Raw genomic sequence first — 16,276 nt, 5'->3', positions numbered from 1 at the left:
CTGAGTCGATGCTGAGGGTGGGGGATCGCTGGGTGGTAAGCTAGCAAATGCGCTTAAGAATTCGTTTATTTGGTAACGGGGTTGAAATGATCGGATCAAATCAAGTTCCTTATTTACTAAGAGCTGCGCGGGGTGAAAAGTTGGACCGCCCGCCGGTGTGGATGATGCGGCAGGCCGGTCGCTACATGCAGGTTTACCGAGATTTGCGCGATAAGTATCCGTCATTTCGAGAACGGTCAGAAAATGTCGAGCTAGCTGTCGAGATTTCGCTGCAACCCTGGCGCGCCTTTCGTCCCGATGGTGTGATCATGTTTTCCGACATTTTGACGCCGCTGCCGGGAATGGGCATTCCGTTTGAAATTATCGAAAGCAAGGGGCCGATTATCGAACCGGCGATTCGCACCCAGGAGCAGGTGGATAATCTGCGTCCGCTCGATCCGGAGGAGTCGCTGCCCTTTATTCGCCAAATTCTGCAAACCCTGCGGCATGAAGTCGGCAACGAAGCGGCGGTATTGGGCTTTGTTGGCGCACCCTGGACGCTGGCTGCCTACGCCATCGAGGGCAAAGGCTCGAAAGACTATGCCACGATCAAGAGCATGGCCTTCTCCGAACCCTCGATGCTGCATCAGTTCTTGGGCCACATTGCTGACTCGATTGCCACCTACGTCCGGTATCAGATTGATTCGGGCGCTCAGGTGGTGCAGATGTTTGACTCTTGGGCCGGTCAGCTCAGCCCACAAGACTATCGCACGTTTGCTTTGCCTTATCAGCAGCGGGTGGTGCAGCAGGTGAAGGCAACCCATCCCGATACTCCCTTGATCCTCTACATCAGCGGCAGTGCGGGCGTGCTGGAGCTAATGGGCGAGTCGGGTGTAGATATCGTCAGCGTTGATTGGACCGTGGATATGGCGGACGCGCGGCGGCGGTTGGGCTATGACATTGGCGTTCAGGGCAATATTGACCCCTGCGTTCTATTTGGCTCTAAACCGTTTATTCGGGAGCGCATTCTCGATACAATTCGCAAAGCGGGTGATCGGGGCCATATTTTGAATCTGGGCCACGGTATCCTGCCCAAAACACCCGAAGAAAATGCCGCCTATTTCTTTGAAACCGCTAAGCAAGTGGATCACCTGCTGGCAACGGTTTAGTAAAGTTTTGAGTTTTGAGTTTTGAGTTTTGAATTTTGGTTTGCCTGCGGTGTTGTAAAAGCAAGAAGGACAGGTGAAACAATTCAAAACTGAGAACTGAGAACTCAAAGCTTCTTTAAGAACGGATTTTTAAGTAGAGTTTTGAATTTTAAGTTTTGTTGGCGAGGCTGGCGCAGAAGGCATAGTTTTGGGTAAGCAGATTAAACTCAAAACTTAGAACTTAAAACTCAAAACTTTATTCTATGAAGCGGATCTTTATGACTGGTGCGAGTGGCTGTATTGGCCACTACATCGCGGATTTGTTGATTCAGCAAACGCCGCATGACCTGTTTTTTTTCGTGAGAGATCCGCAAAAGCTGAAGTTTGACTACAATGCTCGCCCTGGTATCACCCTGATCCAAGGCGATATGCAGGACATTGAACGGGTAGAGCGGCTGTTGAAAACAATTGACTGCGCGATTCTGACCGCCACGGCCTGGGGTGGAGCTGAAGAAACCTACGATACCAATGTCACCAAAACGATTCGCTTGATGAACCTGCTCGATCCGCTGGTCTGTGAACAGGTATTGTATTTTTCGACGGCAAGTATTCTCGACCGCCAGAATCAGCCCTTGCCAGAGGCCGGAACGCTCGGCACCGACTACATCAAGTCCAAGTATATTTGCCATCAGCAGCTTGCTAAACTGGCGATTTCGCCGCAGATCACCACCTTGTTTCCAACGCTGGTATTTGGGGGCGATGCCCAAAAGCCCTACTCGGCTGTGTCGGCCGGGATCAAGGATGTCACCCGCTGGATCGATTTGATTCGCTTTCTCAAAGCCGATGCTAGCTTTCACTTTCTGCATGCCCAGGACATTGCGCAGGTGGTGCTGCGCTTGGTGGAAGAGCCGCCGGAACCCGGCCCTGACCATGAAGTGGTATTGGGCAATCCGGCGATTACGGTGGATCGGGCTGTGGAAGAGGTGTGTGCTTACTTGCACAAACGCATCTATTTTCGCATTCCGCTGTCGATTCAGTTGGCGAATTTGATCATCAAAGTCTTTCGGATTCAAATGGCGGAGTGGGATCGGTTTTGCCTCAACTACCGCCACTTCACCTATCAAAATCCGGTCAGTCCGGCTAGCTTTGGCTTACCCACCTACTGTCCCACTGTGGTGGACCTGCTGAAGGCCAGTGGCATCGCCACCCGTCGGTCAATAGCCTCGAAACGTTAACGGAAACATTAAAAGATCGGGGATTTTGTTGACACCAGACGGTCTCTGCTCTTTACTATGGTTGAAAACTTTTTTGCATTAAGGAAAGTTAAACATGGGTGGCATATTGAGTTTTGTGATTTTCGCTGTTGTGACGGCTATTAGTTTGTTGATTATTTCCTACATTCCCTTCCTAGGCGTAGAGGTTGACAGCCCCGGTAAAGCTCTGCTTTCAGGCGTTGTGTTTGGTTTATTAAACGCCTTTCTTGGCCCAATTCTCCGGTTTCTAGGAGCACCCATTACCTTCATCACCTTTGGTTTATTTGCGATTATCATCAATGCAATTATCTTTGGCCTCACTGCTAAGTTAGTCGAAGGATTTCGGCTGCGGAATGGTCTGGTTAGCGCTATTTTAGGTGCAATTGTTCTGTCCATCGTCAATAGTCTAATTTTCCAATTGCTGGGTAGCCTAGGACTGGTTACTGCTCCTGTCTAAGCTCTAGAGCTGGTTCTTAGGCTGGGCTAATTGAAATCCAGGTTCAACCGCTAGGACGATTGTTCTAGCGCTTTTCTATTTTTAAAATAGAATCAAAACTCTCTTCACGCTGATTAGGCGCATTTCACATCATGAGTGCCTCTCCTTTCCTCACAAATTCCTTCTTCTACGATGATTTTTTTGGGTTTTTCTTTTTTGATGACTTCTTTAGCGATGATTTCTCTAGCGGCAGAACCCGCATTGGCACCTTTGACGACGATCTGCTGATTGGCACCAACGGTCGCGATTTGCTCGACGGACGCGGCGGCGACGATGAAATTGAAGGACGCGGGGCGCGAGACCGGCTGATTGGCGGCAGTGGGGATGATGAGATCGAAGGCGATGGCGGCGATGATGACATTCGTGGCGATAGCGGTCGGGATGAGATCGAGGGTGGTAGTGGGGATGATGACATTCGCGGCGGCAGCGGCTCGGATGATATTCGTGGTGGTAGTGGGGATGATGACATTGAGGGCGATAGCGGCAATGACCGGATTCGCGGCGACAGCGGTAATGACAATATAGATGGCAGCAGTGGCTCAGATACCGTCAGCGGTGATTCGGGTGACGACCGGATTGATGGCGACGACGATAACGACACGCTCAGGGGCGATGATGGTAGCGACGAGCTGCGGGGTGGTGACGGCAGAGATACGCTCAGAGGCGGTAGAAACGATGACGAGTTGCAGGGCGAAGCCGATCGCGATTCCCTGTTTGGCGACGAAGGCAGGGATCGGCTCTCTGGCGGTGACGGTGATGACAGTCTGGTGGGTGGTACTGGTGACGATGAGTTAAACGGCGATAGCGGCAACGATCAGCTCAACGGACAAGAGGGCCGCGATTTGCTGCGCGGGGGCGATGGCCGCGATCGGCTGATTGGAGCAGCAGGCGATGATACGCTGGAAGGCGGCACTGGAGCCGATGAATTGCTGGGCCAAAACGGTCGGGATACCTTAGTCGGCGGCGATGGTTCCGATCAGCTCGTAGGCGGCAATGGCAATGATACGCTACGCGGTGAGCAGGGGCGGGACCGGCTCCAGGGCGATCAGGGCCGCGATATTTTTGTGCTGCAACGAGGCGACGGCTTCGCCAGTGTTCTCGATTTTCAGGACGGCATCGATCGTTTGGGTTTGGCCGGTGCAATTAACATAGAGAACTTGACCATCGTTACCCAAGGCACGGCAACAACCGTCATTAAAATTCAGGACGATACGCTGGCTCGCCTCGAAGGTATTCCCGCTAGCTTCATCACCGCCGATGATTTTACGTTTGTCTGAACGATGATTCACACAACGCTGCAATATTGAGCCAAACTAAACCAAAAAACTTCGTGATTGTTTAGAAATAAGTTCTTGGAATCCCTAGAATAAGATAAACCGTCCTATTTAACTAGGTGTGTCTTAACTATGAGTTCCCCTCTCTTCTCTGCTATCTCCGACTTCGATGATGATTCCGTCGAAGTTTCCCTTGCTGCTAGTTTCTTGAACGATAATTTGTTAGGCAGCAGAACCCGCTCTAGCAGTTCCAACAATATTTTTGGTGGTAAAAACATCATCGGCACCTCTAGAAATGAACGGCTGACTGGCACCAATAATCGGGATTTCATCGATGGGCGCGGAGGTGATGATGAAATCAAAGGCCGCGGGGCGCGAGACCGGCTGATTGGTGGCAGCGGCAATGATAACATTCGCGGCGAGGGCGGTGATGATGACATTAGTGGTGGTAGCGATCGGGACACTCTCAGAGGCGATAGTGGCGATGATGAGATCCGCGGTGGTAGCGATCGGGATAACATCAGAGGCGATAGTGGTGACGATGAGATCCGTGGCGATAATGGTGCGGATGATATACGAGGCGGTAATGGCAATGATAGCGTTAAAGGGGATAGCGGCAATGATCGAATTCGGGGTGATAGCGGTAATGACAAGCTCGATGGCGGCAGTGGTTCAGACACCATCAACGGTGATTCGGGTGACGACCGCATAAACGGCAATAACGATAACGACACGCTCAGGGGCGATGATGGTAGCGACGAGCTGCGGGGTGGTGACGGTAGAGATACGTTGCGCGGCGGCAGAAACGATGATGAGTTGCGGGGCGAAGCCGATCGCGATTCCCTGTTTGGCGACGAAGGCAGGGATCGGCTCTCTGGCGGTGACGGTGATGACAGTCTGGTGGGTGGTACTGGTGACGATGAGTTAAATGGCGATAGCGGCAACGATCAGCTCAATGGACAAGAGGGCCGTGATTTGCTGCGCGGGGGTGATGGCCGCGATCGGCTGATTGGAGCAGCAGGCGATGATACGCTGGAAGGCGGCACTGGAGCCGATGAATTGCTGGGTCAAGCCGGTCGGGATTCTTTAGTCGGCGGCGATGGCTCTGACCAATTGGTCGGTGGTGATGGCAATGATACGCTGCGCGGCGGGACAGGCCGAGACCGGCTGCGCGGCGATCAGGGCCGCGATGTTTTTGTGCTTCAGCGAGGTAGCGGCTTTGCTACGATTCTCGATTTTCAGGACGGCATCGATCGCTTGGGCTTGGCCGGTGCCATTGCCATCGAAAATCTCATCATTAATGCCCAAGGACCGTCAACCACGGTGATTAAGATTCAGGGCGAGACGTTGGCTCGCCTCGAAGGGGTTCCCGCTAGCCTGATTACTGCCGAGGATTTTACGTTTGTCTAAGTTCAATTGCTTTTGCAACTGTGCTACGGTTAAGAGCAAGATCAAATGTTCTTGAGGTTGAGCGATGGTTTCTCAACTGCAATCCTCTTCAAAGCTAATCTATCCCGAAAGCGACGGTAAGCCAATGGCCGATAATACCGAACAATTTCGTTGGATTGTGATCATCCAGCAAAACCTAGACTGGCTGTTTGCAAATGACCCGAATGTATTTGTAGCCGGAGATTTGCTGTGGTATCCGGTTGAAGGCAACAACGCCCTCTGCACCGCTCCCGATGTCTTGGTGGTATTTGGCAGACCCAAAGGCAAGCGCGGCTCCTATCAACAGTGGCAGGAAGGCAACATTCCGCCCCAGGTAGTTTTCGAGATTTTGTCTCCCAGCAACAAGCTAACGGAGATGAACAAAAAGCAGGTCTTCTACAACCGTTACGGCGTCGAGGAATACTACCTGTACGATCCTGAACATAGCGATTTGAGCGGCTGGTTGAGAGTAGATGGTGCGCTAGATGTGATTGATCCGATCGAGAACTGGGTCAGTCCGCGGCTCGGCATTCGGTTTGATTTGTCTGGCCCAGAACTGCAAATCTACCGGCCCGATGGTCAGCGCTTCTTGAGCTATGTGGAAATTGCTCAACAGGCCGAACAGGAACGGCAACGGGCTGAGCAGGAGCGGCAACGGGCTGAGCAGGAGCGGCAACGGGCTGAACGACTTGCAGAACGATTGCGGGAATTGGGTGTCGATCCAGATCAAATTACGGGTTGACCACAGCTAGTTCGCCTTCCTCTGCGAATCAAAAACAGGGCGATGATTCCGATTTGTTGCCAAATCAGGAGTACAATCGCCCTTTAATCTGCATCAGGAACTCGCTCAGCCACGCCACATCAGCATGGCTCAATCAGGTTGCGATCAAGCGACCACAACAAAATCTTTCACGCCCAGGTTCAGGCCATTGGTGAGATCGGCAAACTTACCACCTCGGCCAAATCCAGTATTGTCACGATTTTCGTTGTAGAACAGTGCGCCGGTTTTACGGATGTAGGTAAACAGCGCATCGCTAGTTTGGGCTTCGCGGCGATTCTTCACTGTTTCAAAATCGGCACTAGTCAATCGATTGCGTTCGAGCTGAGTGAAGGTGGTGCGGTCGAGCACAATCTTATCCTCACCGCGCGTGAAATCGGTGATCACATCCACGCCCATTGCTTTCTGGTTAAACCGTCGGCCAATATCAAACACGAATCGATCGCGGCCCGGTCCGCCAGTGAGACGATCATTGCCGCCTCTGCCGTTCAGAATGTCATTACCCTCATTACCTACGATAATGTTTCTCTGATTGTTGCCGATCAGAGTGTCATTGCCAGGACCACCAATAAACGGATTGGTTGGGGCTGGGGTTGGGATTGGACTAGGGCCGGGAGTTGGGGCTGGGGCTGGGGTCGGAGCTGGGGCTGGGCTGGGGCCGGGAATCGGGCTAGTCTCGTCATCGAGAATGTTTAGCGTGGCGGTGCCAGTTGTGCCAACCGCTGCATTCGTGACGCCAGTGATCGAGAAGGTGACAGTTTCTGTGCCTTCTACTAGCGTATCTTGCAGGATGGGTAACGAAACAGTTTTGCTCGTTTCACCGGCTGCAAACGATACCGTCAGCGGAAATCCAGTGTTGGTATAATCAGCTCCTGCGGTCGCGGTACCACCTGTGATGGTAACTGTTACCTGGGAACCGGCGAAAGTATCCCCTGTGCGCGTCAAGATCAGGGTCGAGGCTGGCCCCGCTTCGCCAATTTCATAGATCGCCTTGTCGAATTGAATCGTAGGAGTCGCCACGCTAAACACGCGAGCATCGGGGAATTCAGCGCCTTCTTCAACCGTTTGGGCTGTAATCACGAACCGATCGCCGTTTGGATTGATTGCAACTGCTGGATCATCCCCGCTTAGACCCACAACTGGCTGTGTTGAGCCAACTTTAGTTCCAGTGGCTGAATAGACTTGATAAAATGCTTGGGGACCTTCATCAGTAAACTTTTCATAGGCAATTACAAACCGCCCATCCCCTGTCATTGAAACTTGCGGATCTCCTTCAAAATCGGCTGTAGTAGCAACGGCTTGACTAGTGCCTTGGGGTGCTCCTGTGGCATTAAATTGACGAAAATAGACGTCCGAGTTGGAATCGCTGATCTCGTCTTGCCAAGCAATCACAAATTTACCGCTGGCGTCACCAGCCACTGCCGGAGCAAACTGGTTTTTGAGTGGATCGGCAACGACTACAGTTTCATCTCCGATCTTTGTCAGGTTGGCGTCAAATCGGGCATAGAAGACTTCATTATCTACTCCACCTTCGGTGATCACTCCACCTTCCCAACTGACGATGATCGTGTTGCCAGCTACAGCAACCGCAGGATTAAATTGATAAACAACATCGGGTCCAGCATCTGCTTCGGTAATAGTGGCGGTGTTTTGCAGCACACCCGCACTATTGTAGGAAAATAGCACAATCGATTCTACGCCAAACTCATCGATCGTTTGACCCGCAATTACAAAACCACCATTGCCCAAGGTGGCAATAGTAGGCGTCAGGAGCGGAGCATCGCTCGAACCAACTTTTACGGCAGTGCCAACCGCCGTGCCGGCGGCGCTATAGCGTTGGAAGAACACTTGCTCCGACTCAACATACGCTACGACATAGCTACCGTCAGCAGCAATCGCGATCGTCGGCTTTTCAGCTCCTTGTTTGACCAGAATATCGCCTGTGTCTTTTGGGGTCCCATCGGCTCTGAAGCGACGCGCATAGACGGTTTTTTGTGAATCTAACTCTCCTTCCCAAACCACAACAAAATCACCATTTGCTGCGATTGCCACATTAGAAGGGGTGTTAGAAGATGTGCCAGCACTAGCCGCATCGACGGGAAAGGCAGGTCCAATCGGTTGAAATGCCATAATCTAAAGTTCCTAGGAAAGTACAACAGAGAATTCGGCAGGCTACACCCTGACCGCAATAATGCGATCACGCTTTTTCACCGCAAAAACTTGTTTCTGCTTGGATTCTTTCTGCTTCCAGGCTGAGGGGCTTTGGCTCCACCTGCACCCAGCCATTGAGTTGTATAAGCCTTTAAATGAACGCAGCACTGCTTGTTGTTCAGTTGAACAAACCACACCCTGAACGCTGCTACAAGTTCATTTAGCTTCTACCCCATCTTTACTAGGCGTTAGGTGCTTCGCCCGCATGGTCACGATAGATTTAGCTAAATCTTCTATGAAGAAAAAGCATAGTTTTAATCAAGAGGAAAAAATCAGTATTATAGAATACATTTTCCCTTCTCTTTTTGTTAAGTAGGGAACGTTTTGCTGCGATTGGTGCAAGCTGGTTGGATGCTGGCTCAGACCCAGTTGCGGTAAGCGAAAAACACATAATCAGGACTGAAACGAGAGATCAACTAGCCAACGCACCGTTTGTGGGAAGGAAATCACAATAATCAAGACAATTACCTGCAAAATCATAAAGGGAATTGCGCTTTTATGGATTTCAATAGTTTTAATTTCTTTAGGGGCAACGCTTTGTAGATAGAAAAGAGAAAACCCAACGGGTGGTGAAATGAACGCAGTTTGCAAATTAATTGCCATGATTACGCCAAACCATACCATATCAATCCCTAATTGCTGAGCCGCAGGCACAAACAGCGGCATGGCAATAAAGCAAATCTCGACGAATTCTAGAAATACACCCAGCAAAAAAATAGCGATGTTGCTGACGATCATAAAGGTGATGTAGCCACCTGGTAGACTCAGCAGCAGGTTAGTAATCAGCGTCTTACCGCCCAGTCCATCAAATACAACACTAAAGAAAGCAGAACAAAATAGAATTATCACAACTAGAGACGTAACCGTAGCCGTCGCATGCGCCGAATCGCGGAGCAAATTCCAGTTCAACCGTCGATTCAAAGCCGCCAACACACAGGCTCCCACAGCTCCCACAGCTCCAGCCTCGGTTGGTGTGGCAATGCCAAAGAAAATGCTGCCCAGCACTGCAAAAATCAACAGCAAGGGTGGCAAAACCGCCTTTACAACCTTAGCGGCCAACACTTTGCCGTCCATTCGCCGTACTTCTAGGGGCAATGCTGGAGCTGTCTCAGGTTTAAGTAAAGCCACCACTAACACATACAGCGCATAAGACCCTGCCAGCATCAGACCAGGAATCAGCGCTCCCAAAAACAGATCGCCAACCGATACACCAATTTGATCGCTCAAGACAACCAGGACTAAGCTAGGCGGAATCAATTGGGCCAGGGTGCCTGCCGCGACAATAATTCCCGTCGCCAGCCGTTTGTCATAGCCATAGCGCAACATCACCGGCAGAGACAGCATACCCATCATGATCACCGTTGCCGCCACGACGCCTGTAGTTGCTGCTAACAGCGTCCCGACCACCACCACCGCCAGGGCCATGCCGCCCCGCAGCGGTCCCATTAGGATGCCAATAGTCTCCAGCAGTTCTTCGGCCAGCCCCGATTTCTCAAATACGGCTCCTAAAAACACGAAAAACGGAATCGCTAGCAGCGTAAAGTTGGACATGGTGCCAAACCACACGTTGGGCAGTAGCAGCAATCGATTCAGATCAAACGCCCCAACTGCTAACCCAATTCCGCCAAACACAATCGCCGTTCCAGCAAAGGAAAATGCTACCGGATAGCCACTCATCAAAATGAGGAAGAAGCCGACAAACATTGCAATCGCTAGCCACTCGTATCCCATAGCTTTAATTAATAAATTCGTTTCTATATCAACTAACGTGTTTTACTGTAACCCATCTATCCATTTACTCAAACGGAATTTGTTCAGTCTCCGACGCCAACGATCGCGCCACATCCCTATACCCCAGCACAACGGCCAGATATTTGATAGTTTGGGAAATCGCTTGCAGCAGTAGCAGCACAAACGCCACGATAATCATGGTTTTAATCGGCGCACGCGGTAAACCATCGGCATCGGATGACATTTCCCACTGCCCCCAAGAGCCATCAGGCAGCCGGCCCCAAGATTGCATCACCGGATTGAGGGTGACCCAAATACCGATGATGCAAAAGGGAATTAAAAATAACACCGTGCCAATTAAATCGATTAGCGCTCGTCGCCGTTCACTCCAGTTAGCGTAAAGAAAATCAACTCGGACATTGGCTCCATGTTTGAGAATGTAGGCAAACCCCAGAAAAAATAGTAAGGAAAATAGATACCATTGCAGCTCGATCAGGGCATTAGAGGATAATTTCATGCCGATAAAGCGCCCAATATAGCGTGCGGCCACATTATAGAAACCCACCGCAACCAGCAAAATCACAATCCAATCACAGAGCCGACCCAGTTTTTCTGTCACCGAATCAATCGCCTGAGATATCTTAAACAAGGCACGAATCTGAGAGGGTTTAAGCATTGGCGGCAAGAATAGCGTCCCAAGCAACAGCGGACTTGATGATACCAAATTCCATTCTGCTTGAAAGCAAGCTGGCCTTGAAACTTATCCTGAAATTTCTAGCGGCACGCCAATGAAATTTAACGCTTGGAACTAGCTGCTTACTGCTTGATCTCCTCTGCTCTATGCTGCTCCCCCTTCGTGCGAAGATAGCTGAATCCTGGAATGAAGCAACTCTATGCAATGGATTGACTGGCTGATTGTGCTGCTGTATCTGGTGTTGAGCATGGCGCTGGGGTTGTATCTGACCCGCAAAGCCTCTGGCAGCATGGTGGATTTTTTTGTCTCAGGTCGGGCGCTACCCTGGTGGCTGGCGGGAACCAGTATGGCTGCCACCACATTTTCGATCGATACACCGCTCTATGTGGCTGGAATCGTCGGCAATCGCGGGATCGCGGGCAACTGGGAGTGGTGGAGCTTTGGCGTAGCCCATATCGTCATGATCTATGTATTCGCGCGGCTATGGCGACGCTCAGAAATTGTCACCGATGCAGAATTAATCGAACTGCGCTACGGCGGACGCATGGCGGCAATTTTGCGGGCGACCAAAGCGTTTTTGTTTGCTGTCCCGATCAACTGCATTGGCATCGGCTACGCCATGCTGGCGATGGTAAAAGTGATTGACGCGCTGCAAATCTGGCAAAGTTGGGGAATTCCGGCCAGCGACAGCTTGAAGCTGTGGAGCGTGATTGGGGTGAGTGTATTTGTGCTGATCTATGCTGGCTTTTCTGGCTTGTGGGGTGTGGTCATCACTGACTTTTTTCAATTCTTTTTAGCGCTGATTGGTGCAGTGATTGTGGCGGTTGCGGCGATCAACGAAATGGGCGGCATGGCAAATTTACTGCAACAGGCTCAGCAGGCGACTTCTACCGATCTACTCGCGTTTGTGCCGCTGACGTTGTCCGGATTCAGCTTCAAATGGAGCGATGCCGCTGGAATTACCGCCAGCACCTTTGCGGCCTATATGCTCGTCCAGTGGTGGTCGTTTCGGCGCAGCGATGGCGGAGGTGAATTTATTCAGCGACTGGCCGCGGCCAAAGATGAACGGGAAGCCGAACGTGCGGCCTGGTTTTTCAATATTCTGAACTATGTGATTCGGACTTGGCCCTGGGTAGTGGTGGCCCTCGCAGCCGTGGCGCTCTACCCAAATTTAGAGGACCGGGAGCTAGGCTATCCACGTCTGATGCTCGACTTTCTGCCGCCGGTGTTGCTCGGCTTGGTGGTGGCGTCGCTGCTGGCTGCTTTTATGAGTACGGTATCGACGCTGATCAACTGGGGTGCGTCCTATCTCACTAATGATCTGTATGGACGTTTCATCAATCCCAGTGCCAGCCAAACCCAGCTAGTCAACGCTGGACGCATCGCCTCGGTGCTGGTGACGGCCTTGGGAGCAGTGGCGGCTTTTTATTCGCAAGACATTACCACTGTGTTTCGTCTCGTGATTGCGATTGGCACTGGTCCCGGATTGGTGCTAATTTTGCGCTGGTTTTGGTGGCGAGTGAATGCAGCAGCGGAACTGGCGGCGATGCTGGCGGGATTTTTGATTGGCCTGTTTACTAGCGTAGTGCCGCTGCTGCGAATCGAAGATTTTGGCTGGCGGTTAATCGTGACTTCTTTATTGACGGCAGCGATCTGGCTCACCGTAATGTTTGCGACGCCGCCCGAATCAGATGTGACCCTCGATGCCTTCTACAGCAAAATTCGTCCGGGTGGACCGGGCTGGCAGCGGCAGCAATTGCGCACAGGACTGCCTCCGGCTCAAAATTTGGGGCTAGAGCTACTGAAGGTGGTGGCGGCCTGTTTGCTGCTGTTTGGTGTCATGTTTGCCACAGGTGGCTTTCTTTTGCTGCAGCCCACGTTGGGTTGGATCGCTTTGATTATTGCAGTGTTGGCTGGTTTATGGTTGCGTCGGCTCAGCCGCTTCCAAGTTCCGCCAATGGCTCGCCTGGGACTGGGGAACAACGACGACCCTCCCTATTGAAAACCCTATTGAATCACCCCTATGCCGATGCTCTGAGGCAGTGTAGGATAGAAAACAGAGCTTTACATATCTTGAATTCAATCAAATCCTAACGGGATATAAGTAAGGGCTAGCGAGTGTGGATCGGCTTACCTTCAAGTCGAGGAACCCGCTCTCTGGAAGGATGGTTCCAGCCCTTCTGGGTTGCTATATCTAAATCAGCTCCTTTGAAAATTTAATCAATTCCTGGCTATGGCATTTTTTCGTCAATATATTGCGCCTCTCCTGATTGTGCTGGTGTTTCTGGTAGCTTTGGTGGCTGTTGGAGCCAGAATTTTCCTACCCAGCGACATGGCTGCCCCCGCCCCCATCTCCGAGCTAGAGCAGCCAGCCGAGCTATCTGAAGCCGCCTCGCTTCCCGTCGCCGAAGTGCCGTCGAGCTTGGAGGTGCTGGTAAAGGGACTGCCACTCGATGTCGAGCTGGATGCGTTTTAGCTAAATTTTGCCGTTTAGCCGAATTTACTAAATGCTTAGCTGAATCAGTCGTATCAGCAGTGGATGCTCAATTAGGCTATATATTGCATCGTGGCACCAGCCTGGATCGAGCCTTACTCGTGAAGTTCATGCAGCGAACCTATGAGGAACTCTATCCGGGTGAAACCTTTGCACACCTGGCCCAAACCGTAGACCAGTATTTTTCCAGTGAAACTCCCCTATGGTGGGCTGAAGTGGCACCAGCAGAATCATCTCCTGCTCCTAGCCACCTGAACCAATTAAGCTCCTCTGAAACCAGACAGCGATCTAATTCTACGGCTCTGATTGGCTGCCTTTGGCTGGGTATTGCGGTTGACCAGGTAACGGGGCATCGCTACTCGCATATTTTTCTACTTTACGTTGCTCCGGCCTATCGCCGTCGGGGCGTTGGTTCCGCCTTGATGCACCATGCCGAAGCTTGGGCCAAAGCCAGAGGCGATCAGCAAATTGGGCTACAGGTGTTTCAGCACAATCAACCGGCTCTACAACTCTACGAAAAACTCGGCTATCGGCCCCAATCAGTCTGGATGGTGAAGCCGATTCTCTAGCTCCTCCAAAATTAACTTCCACAAAACCAAATTCCCGATAGGATGGGATGACGCATTTTTCACCGAAGCATCATTGAACCCTCGCTATGGCTCCTAGTTCAGACTCTCGCAACAAAGACCAACAGCACCCCCAGTGGAGTAACGACCGTCAGATCGTGAATACGCTGCTAGACAGTCAGCCCACAGACTACAACCTAGCGGAATTGGCGCGGCTCCGCATCCGCTACCAAAACTTTCCTGGTGCCCGCGATATTCAGGCCGATCTCGATAAAGTGCTGAACCGGTGGCAGCTCACCGAAGCAACCCTATTCGAGCAGACCCGCCAAATTCACCAAACGGCTCAGGTATATCGCGGGCGTGGTAGTCAACGCGAAGACTGGAGTTAGTTTCTATGTTCAACACTGGCCTTGAGTTGCTTAATCCGACTGATTGGGTAGGGGTGCTGCTGCGGCTGGGGCTGGCTCTCTTAGTCGGTGGCATGATTGGGTTTGAACGGGAGCTGGATCGCAAACCGGCGGGGTTACGCACCCATATGCTGGTTAGTTTGGGAGCTGCTCTATTTATTCTCACTGGTATTCAAACCGGCATTGTGCAGGCTGAACCCAATACCGTTAGCCGCATTATGCAAGGTTTGCTGGCCGGCATCGGCTTTTTAGGAGCTGGCGAGATTTTTGCGGTTTCTCGTGACCGCTCAGAAACGGTACGAATCCAGGGATTAACTTCCGCCTCTGCTATCTGGGTCTCAGCCGCACTAGGTACAGCCGCCGGATGCGGACTTTGGTTCATGAGCTTGGTGGCGGCCACAGTCACGGTTGTAATTTTGTGGGCCGTCAAGAAACTAGAGGCGAATTGGCTAGATAAATAATTCAATTCATCAACCAGTTTATAGACTGCTTCATAACCTGCTAGGTTTGCAGAAATACATCGTAGAAAGAAAGCAGAATTTCCACCACAATCAGAATCACCACATACCACTCGACTCGCAGGCCGGTGTTGTGTTGCAGGAGGTCTAACACGGTTTCCGCCGTCGTTGAAATTAGGCCCAATTTACGCTCCAGGGCTAAATGGCGCTCTCGAATTTCATATTCATTTTCCAGTCGGATATAGATCCGCTCTAAATCGGGCGCGTCCCACAACAAATCAGGTTTGTCGATAATTTCTACCCGGCCCACAATTTTGTGCTGAATCGAGAGGGTGCGACCCAACTGCCGCAGCAGTTCCTTGCCCCAGCGCTCGTCTTTCGTAGTGCGCTGCAAGCTTTCTGCGAATGGTTCAATTTGGTCAAAAATTTTGCCCGTTCCCACTTCATAGTGGGCTAACACTACGCTTTTGGCTAGCACATCGGCCACAATCTGTAAGCATTCAATGCTAAAGCTCTGAAGCCAAATTGTGCCATTTTCCACCCGCCCACCACCGCCGCTATTGTCTAGCTTCAGCACTACTTCTTCGGTTTCGGGTGAGGCAAACGGTTCAACAACGAGGGGCTTGAGATAGGTCAAGAACGAGGCTTCTTCCACCGGACTTAAGCCATACAATACTACCGCTCCATAGCGAAACAGCACGACGCATCCTTGTTCGCCCGCCGACACAGCAAGTGGCAATGTCGCCAAATAGTCGGTTTTTTCTAACGCTTTTAGATCTAGGCGTTCCCCCAAAAATATAGCCCGACCTGCAACGGTATCTTTGTGATTGAAAACCAATTTCTGCATGTTTCCATTATGATCTGCTTTTCTCGGTTGGGGAATCAGTTGGGGAAACAGCAGCTTGCTCTCCTAGCTACAAAACTCTGCTGCAAGGGTTGTCAGTATAGCCCAATCTATAGCCCAATCTTTGGATTAGCAGCATGGATTGACAGCTGGAGATTGACAGCTGGAGACTGACAGCTGGAGACTGACAGCTAGGGTGCGATGTTTGTTGCAGTTCGGCACAGCTTCAGGACAAATCAGGGGAGCTATTAAGGGAGACGTTGCCCCGTGCTGCCGCTGCCTCCATCTTGGTTAATGCAGCCGGGTTTTTGCGTGTATTGACAAACTTTTGCCCACAGAAGCGATCGGGTACCCGGCGGCCCAGAGGAAAACAGGACTCGGTCACCGCCAATCAGTTTGAGAATTTTTACACCACAAATGGGACAAACCTGTGCTCCGGCCTCGCTCATGATCCTGGGTCTCCTCCGCCAACACGCTAGTGGCTGATCGGTTGTTCGCTTATCGGTCTATCTTGT

The 16,276-nt window shown here is 51.3% G+C and carries 16 protein-coding genes; 11 read left to right on the top strand and 5 right to left on the bottom strand.

The window, feature by feature from the left end; all coding sequences use genetic code 11:
* Positions 1-86: 86 nt before the first annotated feature.
* The 6 genes from hemE to HJG54_RS09535 all read left to right on the top strand — a co-directional run bounded on the left by hemE (position 87) and on the right by HJG54_RS09535 (position 6,320).
* On the top strand, positions 87-1,148 hold the full coding sequence (gene hemE / locus HJG54_RS09560) for a uroporphyrinogen decarboxylase (protein WP_316434658.1): 1,062 nt from the start codon (positions 87-89) through the stop codon (positions 1,146-1,148).
* 242 nt (positions 1,149-1,390) lie between these two features.
* Complete coding sequence (locus HJG54_RS09555) at positions 1,391-2,362, top strand: NAD-dependent epimerase/dehydratase family protein (protein WP_316434656.1); 972 nt, start codon at positions 1,391-1,393, stop codon at positions 2,360-2,362.
* Positions 2,363-2,456: 94 nt separating this feature from the next.
* Positions 2,457-2,837, top strand: a complete 381-nt coding sequence (locus HJG54_RS09550) for a phage holin family protein (RefSeq protein WP_036004067.1) — start codon at positions 2,457-2,459, stop codon at positions 2,835-2,837.
* A 131-nt stretch (positions 2,838-2,968) separates the two neighbouring features.
* Positions 2,969-4,153 (top strand): calcium-binding protein, encoded by a 1,185-nt coding sequence (locus tag HJG54_RS09545; RefSeq protein WP_316434654.1) that lies wholly within the window; start codon positions 2,969-2,971, stop codon positions 4,151-4,153.
* A 129-nt stretch (positions 4,154-4,282) separates the two neighbouring features.
* Entirely contained in the window at positions 4,283-5,560 is a 1,278-nt protein-coding gene (locus tag HJG54_RS09540) for a calcium-binding protein (RefSeq protein WP_316434653.1), read from the top strand.
* 64 nt (positions 5,561-5,624) lie between these two features.
* The gene (locus tag HJG54_RS09535) at positions 5,625-6,320 is read left to right on the top strand and encodes a Uma2 family endonuclease (RefSeq protein WP_316434652.1); all 696 of its coding nucleotides are present in this window, start codon (positions 5,625-5,627) and stop codon (positions 6,318-6,320) included.
* A gap of 144 nt (positions 6,321-6,464) precedes the next feature.
* Here HJG54_RS09535 and HJG54_RS09530 read toward each other — a convergent pair whose 3' ends face one another.
* The 3 genes from HJG54_RS09530 to HJG54_RS09520 form a co-directional block, all read right to left on the bottom strand.
* Positions 6,465-8,486: a Calx-beta domain-containing protein gene (locus HJG54_RS09530; RefSeq protein ID WP_316434650.1), complete on the bottom strand. Its 2,022-nt coding sequence runs from the start codon at positions 8,484-8,486 to the stop codon at positions 6,465-6,467.
* A gap of 474 nt (positions 8,487-8,960) precedes the next feature.
* On the bottom strand, positions 8,961-10,298 hold the full coding sequence (locus tag HJG54_RS09525; RefSeq protein WP_316434649.1) for a TRAP transporter large permease: 1,338 nt from the start codon (positions 10,296-10,298) through the stop codon (positions 8,961-8,963).
* Between the two features lie 64 nt (positions 10,299-10,362).
* Entirely contained in the window at positions 10,363-10,974 is a 612-nt protein-coding gene (locus HJG54_RS09520; protein WP_316434647.1) for a TRAP transporter small permease subunit, read from the bottom strand.
* 217 nt (positions 10,975-11,191) lie between these two features.
* Between HJG54_RS09520 and HJG54_RS09515 the strand changes: the two genes are divergently transcribed.
* The 5 genes from HJG54_RS09515 (at position 11,192) to HJG54_RS09495 (ending at position 14,920) form a co-directional block, all read left to right on the top strand.
* Positions 11,192-12,994 carry a sodium:solute symporter family protein gene (locus HJG54_RS09515; RefSeq protein WP_316434646.1) on the top strand — a complete coding sequence of 601 codons (1,803 nt, stop codon included), beginning with the start codon at positions 11,192-11,194 and terminating at the stop codon, positions 12,992-12,994.
* A gap of 231 nt (positions 12,995-13,225) precedes the next feature.
* A complete protein-coding gene (locus HJG54_RS09510) occupies positions 13,226-13,468 on the top strand; it encodes a hypothetical protein (protein WP_036004049.1) in 243 nt (80 codons plus the stop codon).
* A gap of 59 nt (positions 13,469-13,527) precedes the next feature.
* Complete coding sequence (locus HJG54_RS09505) at positions 13,528-14,055, top strand: GNAT family N-acetyltransferase (RefSeq protein WP_316434645.1); 528 nt, start codon at positions 13,528-13,530, stop codon at positions 14,053-14,055.
* 86 nt (positions 14,056-14,141) lie between these two features.
* Positions 14,142-14,441: a DUF3288 family protein gene (locus tag HJG54_RS09500; protein WP_316434644.1), complete on the top strand. Its 300-nt coding sequence runs from the start codon at positions 14,142-14,144 to the stop codon at positions 14,439-14,441.
* Between the two features lie 5 nt (positions 14,442-14,446).
* The gene (locus HJG54_RS09495; protein WP_316434643.1) at positions 14,447-14,920 is read left to right on the top strand and encodes an MgtC/SapB family protein; all 474 of its coding nucleotides are present in this window, start codon (positions 14,447-14,449) and stop codon (positions 14,918-14,920) included.
* A 40-nt stretch (positions 14,921-14,960) separates the two neighbouring features.
* Here HJG54_RS09495 and HJG54_RS09490 read toward each other — a convergent pair whose 3' ends face one another.
* Both HJG54_RS09490 and HJG54_RS09485 read right to left on the bottom strand, forming a co-directional pair.
* Complete coding sequence (locus tag HJG54_RS09490) at positions 14,961-15,764, bottom strand: RMD1 family protein (RefSeq protein WP_316434642.1); 804 nt, start codon at positions 15,762-15,764, stop codon at positions 14,961-14,963.
* 245 nt (positions 15,765-16,009) lie between these two features.
* Entirely contained in the window at positions 16,010-16,210 is a 201-nt protein-coding gene (locus tag HJG54_RS09485; RefSeq protein ID WP_316434641.1) for a hypothetical protein, read from the bottom strand.
* Positions 16,211-16,276: the final 66 nt, after the last annotated feature.

The sequence above is a fragment of the Leptolyngbya sp. NK1-12 genome (assembly GCF_032598965.1).
Lineage (GTDB): Bacteria > Cyanobacteriota > Cyanobacteriia > Elainellales > Elainellaceae > Elainella.
This window is presented reverse-complemented; position numbering and strand designations above follow the sequence as displayed.

What these genes read in the sequence shown, in the direction of transcription:
- hemE (WP_316434658.1), top strand. Translation starts at nt 87, where the DNA reads ATGATCGGATCAAATCAAGTTCCTTATTTACTAAGAGCTGCGCGGGGT.
- HJG54_RS09555 (WP_316434656.1), top strand. Translation starts at nt 1,391, where the DNA reads ATGAAGCGGATCTTTATGACTGGTGCGAGTGGCTGTATTGGCCACTAC.
- HJG54_RS09550 (WP_036004067.1), top strand. Translation starts at nt 2,457, where the DNA reads ATGGGTGGCATATTGAGTTTTGTGATTTTCGCTGTTGTGACGGCTATT.
- HJG54_RS09545 (WP_316434654.1), top strand. Translation starts at nt 2,969, where the DNA reads ATGAGTGCCTCTCCTTTCCTCACAAATTCCTTCTTCTACGATGATTTT.
- HJG54_RS09540 (WP_316434653.1), top strand. Translation starts at nt 4,283, where the DNA reads ATGAGTTCCCCTCTCTTCTCTGCTATCTCCGACTTCGATGATGATTCC.
- HJG54_RS09535 (WP_316434652.1), top strand. Translation starts at nt 5,625, where the DNA reads ATGGTTTCTCAACTGCAATCCTCTTCAAAGCTAATCTATCCCGAAAGC.
- HJG54_RS09530 (WP_316434650.1), bottom strand. Translation starts at nt 8,486, where the DNA reads ATGGCATTTCAACCGATTGGACCTGCCTTTCCCGTCGATGCGGCTAGT.
- HJG54_RS09525 (WP_316434649.1), bottom strand. Translation starts at nt 10,298, where the DNA reads ATGGGATACGAGTGGCTAGCGATTGCAATGTTTGTCGGCTTCTTCCTC.
- HJG54_RS09520 (WP_316434647.1), bottom strand. Translation starts at nt 10,974, where the DNA reads ATGCTTAAACCCTCTCAGATTCGTGCCTTGTTTAAGATATCTCAGGCG.
- HJG54_RS09515 (WP_316434646.1), top strand. Translation starts at nt 11,192, where the DNA reads ATGCAATGGATTGACTGGCTGATTGTGCTGCTGTATCTGGTGTTGAGC.
- HJG54_RS09510 (WP_036004049.1), top strand. Translation starts at nt 13,226, where the DNA reads ATGGCATTTTTTCGTCAATATATTGCGCCTCTCCTGATTGTGCTGGTG.
- HJG54_RS09500 (WP_316434644.1), top strand. Translation starts at nt 14,142, where the DNA reads ATGGCTCCTAGTTCAGACTCTCGCAACAAAGACCAACAGCACCCCCAG.
- HJG54_RS09495 (WP_316434643.1), top strand. Translation starts at nt 14,447, where the DNA reads ATGTTCAACACTGGCCTTGAGTTGCTTAATCCGACTGATTGGGTAGGG.
- HJG54_RS09490 (WP_316434642.1), bottom strand. Translation starts at nt 15,764, where the DNA reads ATGCAGAAATTGGTTTTCAATCACAAAGATACCGTTGCAGGTCGGGCT.
- HJG54_RS09485 (WP_316434641.1), bottom strand. Translation starts at nt 16,210, where the DNA reads ATGAGCGAGGCCGGAGCACAGGTTTGTCCCATTTGTGGTGTAAAAATT.